The 4,933-nt window shown below is 46.4% G+C and carries 8 protein-coding genes; 7 read left to right on the top strand and 1 reads right to left on the bottom strand.

Translation table 11 applies throughout. The features are described 5' to 3' along the window. Window positions 1-91 precede the first annotated feature (91 nt). Window positions 92-403, bottom strand: coding sequence for a hypothetical protein (locus KW93_RS14685; RefSeq protein ID WP_033543793.1), 312 nt, complete (start codon window positions 401-403; stop codon window positions 92-94). A 299-nt stretch (window positions 404-702) separates the two neighbouring features. On the opposite strand from KW93_RS14685, the gene KW93_RS14690 reads away from it, so the two are divergent. The 7 genes from KW93_RS14690 to KW93_RS14720 all read left to right on the top strand — a co-directional run bounded on the left by KW93_RS14690 (window position 703) and on the right by KW93_RS14720 (window position 4,788). Further along, window positions 703-1,398, top strand: coding sequence for a peptidase E (locus KW93_RS14690; RefSeq protein WP_033543794.1), 696 nt, complete (start codon window positions 703-705; stop codon window positions 1,396-1,398). A 27-nt stretch (window positions 1,399-1,425) separates the two neighbouring features. Continuing rightward, window positions 1,426-2,274: an alpha/beta hydrolase gene (locus tag KW93_RS14695; protein ID WP_081987034.1), complete on the top strand. Its 849-nt coding sequence runs from the start codon at window positions 1,426-1,428 to the stop codon at window positions 2,272-2,274. Between the two features lie 84 nt (window positions 2,275-2,358). Continuing rightward, on the top strand, window positions 2,359-2,859 hold the full coding sequence (locus KW93_RS14700; RefSeq protein WP_033543795.1) for a GNAT family N-acetyltransferase: 501 nt from the start codon (window positions 2,359-2,361) through the stop codon (window positions 2,857-2,859). Between the two features lie 10 nt (window positions 2,860-2,869). Then, on the top strand, window positions 2,870-3,349 hold the full coding sequence (locus KW93_RS14705) for a GNAT family N-acetyltransferase (protein WP_033543796.1): 480 nt from the start codon (window positions 2,870-2,872) through the stop codon (window positions 3,347-3,349). Further along, window positions 3,346-3,864, top strand: a complete 519-nt coding sequence (locus tag KW93_RS14710; RefSeq protein ID WP_033543797.1) for a DinB family protein — start codon at window positions 3,346-3,348, stop codon at window positions 3,862-3,864. Before KW93_RS14705 ends, KW93_RS14710 begins: the two co-directional genes overlap by 4 nt. Before the next feature lie 53 nt (window positions 3,865-3,917). Further along, window positions 3,918-4,169 (top strand): hypothetical protein, encoded by a 252-nt coding sequence (locus tag KW93_RS14715; RefSeq protein WP_033543800.1) that lies wholly within the window; start codon window positions 3,918-3,920, stop codon window positions 4,167-4,169. Between the two features lie 85 nt (window positions 4,170-4,254). After that, complete coding sequence (locus KW93_RS14720) at window positions 4,255-4,788, top strand: GNAT family N-acetyltransferase (RefSeq protein ID WP_033543798.1); 534 nt, start codon at window positions 4,255-4,257, stop codon at window positions 4,786-4,788. Window positions 4,789-4,933 lie beyond the last annotated feature (145 nt).

Genomic DNA, 4,933 nt, shown 5'->3' on the forward strand with positions numbered 1-4,933 from the left:
GAAATAAAATCTTTATTTAAAATAAAACCTTTTCATTCGAATAAGATCTTTTATTGCCATAAAAAAAGCCCGGTCCGGAAACCAGGGAATTTTAGTCTTCCGCCTGAACACCGCGGGCTCTTTTCAAAACGAACCAATTCATGAAAAGGTAGGCGGGATACAGAAGAAGCACGAGACCGTAACTGAAGAGCCAGTGGATATTACCATCCGCGGCGCCTTCTGTCATGGTCTGGAACCAGCCGATGATCAGCATCAGGCAAAGCAGGCTGGCGATGAAAATACTGATAAAACCGATTACAAGATTCTCGGAAACCCGGGTGACGAACCATGCCATCACCATACAAAGGACAGCTGCGGCAACCAGCAAGAAAATGTACCAATTCAAAACTGTATCGACATCCACCTGCATTCCTCCTGAATTCATCTTAGAATCTGCAATTGGCGCTGTAGTAAATTCATTTTACCCCATCTGTCAGAAAATAGGCACGAATAAAGTCGGCCAAGTCAAAATGTTCCGAATTTCATTGTAATAGACAGATCTCAACGGTAGAATTTACCTATCGACAAGAAAGTAGCTGAGCAGCCGGTGGGGTTTTGAAATAAGCTCAAGTTGGTGCCGAATACGCTCAACTTTCACCTAAATACGCTCAACTCGCAAAAAATTCGAAAAAAGACCGACTAAAACACAGAGGAGTGAGCCGCATGAAACAAATCATCGCCATGGGCGGCGGCGGTTTCCTGATGGAACCGGAAAATCCGCTGCTCGACCGCTATATTCTGCAGCAATCCCCGAAAGCCAATCCGAAAATCTGTTACATCGGCACGGCAAGCGGAGACGCGCAAAGCATGATAGACAATTTCTACAGTTTCTTTAATGAACAAAATTGCGAACCGAGCCATCTGTCTTTATTCAAGCCGCCGGTAAGGGATCTGGAACGTTATGTATTGGAAAAAGACATCATCTATGTAGGTGGCGGCAACACGAAAAACCTGCTTGCGCTGTGGAGGGAGTGGGGACTCGATGAGATCCTCAGAAAAGCGCTCGATCAGGGAATTGTGCTGGCCGGCATCAGCGCAGGCTCGATTTGCTGGTTTGAAGAAGGCGTGACGGATTCTTACGGTACCGGGCTTGAGCCGTTGAAAGCGCTTGGTTTTCTCAAAGGCAGCAACTGCCCACATTACGACGGCGAAGCGGACAGGCGGCCGACGTACCGGAAGCTTGTGGACGAAGGCATCCTGCAGCCGGGTATCGCTGCGGACGATGGCGCCGCCATTCATTATATAGGCGGGGAAATGAAGAAAGTCGTCAGCTCGCGGCCTGATGCAAAGGCATACTTTGTGTCGCCGGGGAGCGAAAAGGAATTGGAGACATATTACTTAGGAAATGAAAATAAGTAAGCATTGAAATATGGAAGGAAGAAAAAGATGCTTGATATATTCCCGGTTTACTCCAACAAATTAGCCAATGAACGACTGGTTCGCGTTTACACGCCGGCCGATTATCATGAAAAGGAAAAGAGTTATCCAGTCCTTTATATGCATGACGGGCAAAACGTCTTCAACGACAAAGAGGCAATAGGCGGACTATCCCTTCGGCTGGAAAAGTATCTGGACGAAAATAAATTGGAAATCATTGTAGTGGCAATAGATCAAAACAGTCCAGAACGGAAAGATGAATATTGCCCATGGCCGAACAATGAATTCAGCAGGAAGTTATTGGCGGACGAGACACTGTCTTTCGGTGGAAAAGGAGACGCATACAGCAGTTTTGTAGTGGAAGAGTTGAAACCGTTGATTGACCGGAAATATCGCACACAAAAAGATGCAGCGGCGATGGCCGGAATTTCGATGGGCGGCCAAATCGCACTCTACACGGCCTGCAAGTATCCAGGTGTTTTTAGAAACTTGATTTTATTGTCCAGTGCTTTTTATGCGAATCAGGAAGAGATGGAAAAGTTGGTGGCAACTGCTGATCTGACGGCCATCCGAAATATTTATATGGATTGCGGGACGGACGAGGCGGGTAAAGGGACGTTCATCAGCGAAGAATTTCTGGCATCAAATAAATCGATTTTTAACATTGTGAAACAAAAAGTTTTTAATGCCCGGTTTGAAGCGCTTGAAGGAAAAGAACATCATTACCGATTCTTTCAAAAAAGAGTTCCAGAGCTGACTTCATTTTTGGATAAAGAAGAAAGTACCGGGAAACTAAAACGGCAATACGGGGACGGGATGGGTGGTGCAGGCTGCTCAAAAAAGAATTTCGACAAATGAATATAACTGATAAAAATTTTAAAGGAGATGTCACTTTATTAACCAGGCATAAAGTGAAAAAACCCCTTAAAAGAAGGTGCAAAAATGAATTTCACATCAGAACCGATGACTGAAGCAACCGCCACACTCATATTGAAGTGGCGCTATCCTTACCCTTATGACTTCTATAACAACGAATTGAATGACGAATCAATGAGCGAAATGCTGGAAGGCACTTACCGCGCGGTTCGGAACGAAACAGGTGACCTGTTCGGCTTTTATTGCATCGGCAATTCGGCGCAGGTTCCTGCCGGCAGAATAATGGGTATCTACCCGGAAGGATTTATCGACTTCGGCCTGGGGATGCGGCCGGCAGAAACCGGGCAAGGCAAAGGGAGTAAGTTCTTTACTTTTGTCCATGAGGAGATCGTCCGGAAGCACCCGGATTTTCCGCTGCGGCTGACAGCTGCCACATTCAATAAACGCGCCATCCGCCTCTATGAAAACTTCGGTTTCATTAAAATTAAAGATTTCAAGACCGACTTTGCCGCATTTCAAACGATGGTACAGGATAAAGATCGAAGCAGATTGACTGAAAGCAAATGAGGGCAGACAAATGAAAATCACCTTACAGCCGGCGCAAATGACAGACGCTGCCGAAATTCATGGATTACAGATTGCGGCATTTACTCCCTTACTGGAAAAATACAGGGATTACGAGAAGAGCCCGGCGAACGAACCCCTGGAGAAAACCATCAGCAGGCTGAGAAATCCGGACAGCCATTATTTTAGGATATTCGCTAATGATAGATTGGCCGGCGCGATTCATATTGTCCGCAAAGAAAAGAACGGCAGCTTATGGATCAGTCCGATTTTCATCACACCACCCTACCAGGGAAAAGGGATCGCGCAACAAGCCATGAAAATGGCAGAGCAGAAGTTTCCGGAAGACAGAGTCTGGGAGCTATCGACGCTCGCTGAAGAAACAGGCAACTGCTACTTATACGAAAAGCTCGGATATGAGCGGACGCCGCGATTTGAACAGATAAATGAGCGCACCACGCTGGTTTATTACAAAAAGGAGATGAAGCAATGATCGATTATGTCATCAAATCGCCGAAAGGCTATGCAGGTAAAGTAGGCGAACTCGTTTCGATGCTCGAGCATGCCCGCGCAGTAACGCTATGGGAAATCGGCGGTCTGCGCATGGACGATCTGGATCATTTACAGACGCGCCACAGCAACTCGATTGGCGCGCTGCTGATGCACATTGCTGCCATCGAAAAAGTCCATCAGGTGATTTCATTTGAGAACCGTGACCTCTCTGAAGAAGAGGCGGGAAAATGGAGTTCGGCATTGTCCCTGGGTGATGAAGGGCGCCGCAATATCAATGAACGGCCTTTGGAATATTACCTGGAAGAATTGGCGGAAGTCCGGCGGGAAACGCTGAAACAGCTGAAGACGAAAGACGAAGCCTGGCTGTTTGAAGAAAACACCTGGCCGAACGGCGTCGCTTTCAATAATTACTATCTCTGGTTCCACGTGCTCGAAGACGAAATCAGCCACCGCGGCCAAATCCGCATGCTGAAGCGCGAAATGAAGAAAAAGTAGACTCTGACGCTGGTGAAGGGTTGGAGGATTACAGGGAAATGAGGGGATTGGGCATGATATTGTTTGGTTCTATAGTGATAAGCATCGTCATCGTCTTATTATTGATGATGGTGGACCTCGTAATCGGCGGGGTACTGGCACTCGGTATCATCATCGGTATTTTAATCAGAGGCCTTCTTTTATTGAATGATATCCATAAAGTGCTTGTTGTGAAAGAGAAGGGGCCAGATCCAAATAAGACTGCGCTGGAAAAATACCTTGAAGAACGGGACAGCAAAGAAAAAGCAGCTCAGCTGAAAGAATAATAAATTCGCGTAATTGATATTAAGGTCAATCAGGAAAGGGTAGAGAACACTACTGAACTGATTTTAAGAAGAGGAAGTGGCCCTGATGATCAAATTACGTTATTTCGAACCGGCTGACTTCAAGCAGCTGATTGAATGGGTGGATACGCCTGAGCTGATGCTCCAATGGGCGGGCCCAGGTTTTGTTTTCCCGTTAACTGAGTTTCAGCTCGAAGAATACCTGAAAGATGCGAACGACAAAGATTCATCGGCTCATATTTACAGTGTGATTGATAGGGAAACAGATCGACTGATCGGTCATATTTCATTGGCGCGCATCGACCGGAATAATCGGTCTGCACGAATCGGGCGCGTGATGATAGGTGATCCCGATGCGAAAGGCAAAGGGATTTGCAGCCAAATGATGCGGCAGATCCTCGAAATCGCTTTTGAAGAACACAAGCTTCATCGCGTCACACTGGGCGTCTTCGATTTTAATAAACCCGCCATCGCCTGTTATGAAGGGGCCGGATTCCTGAAAGAAGGACTGATGCGCGACCATCAAAAGTTCGGGGATGAGTATTGGAGCCTCTGGGAAATGGCGATTTTGGAAGATGAGTGGAGGGAGAAGGCCGAGTAAGGCATTACGGTTTTATAAACTGGAGACCATAAAGAAGAAAGCTGAAGCCCTCGATATGGGGACTTCGGCTTTTCTTTGGTGTGAAAATCTTGAGCAACGATATAATGTTTTAAACGACGATATTTTCTGCTGAGCGACGATATAA

It is taken from the genome of Planococcus sp. CAU13, assembly GCF_000775575.1.
Taxonomy (GTDB): domain Bacteria; phylum Bacillota; class Bacilli; order Bacillales_A; family Planococcaceae; genus Planococcus.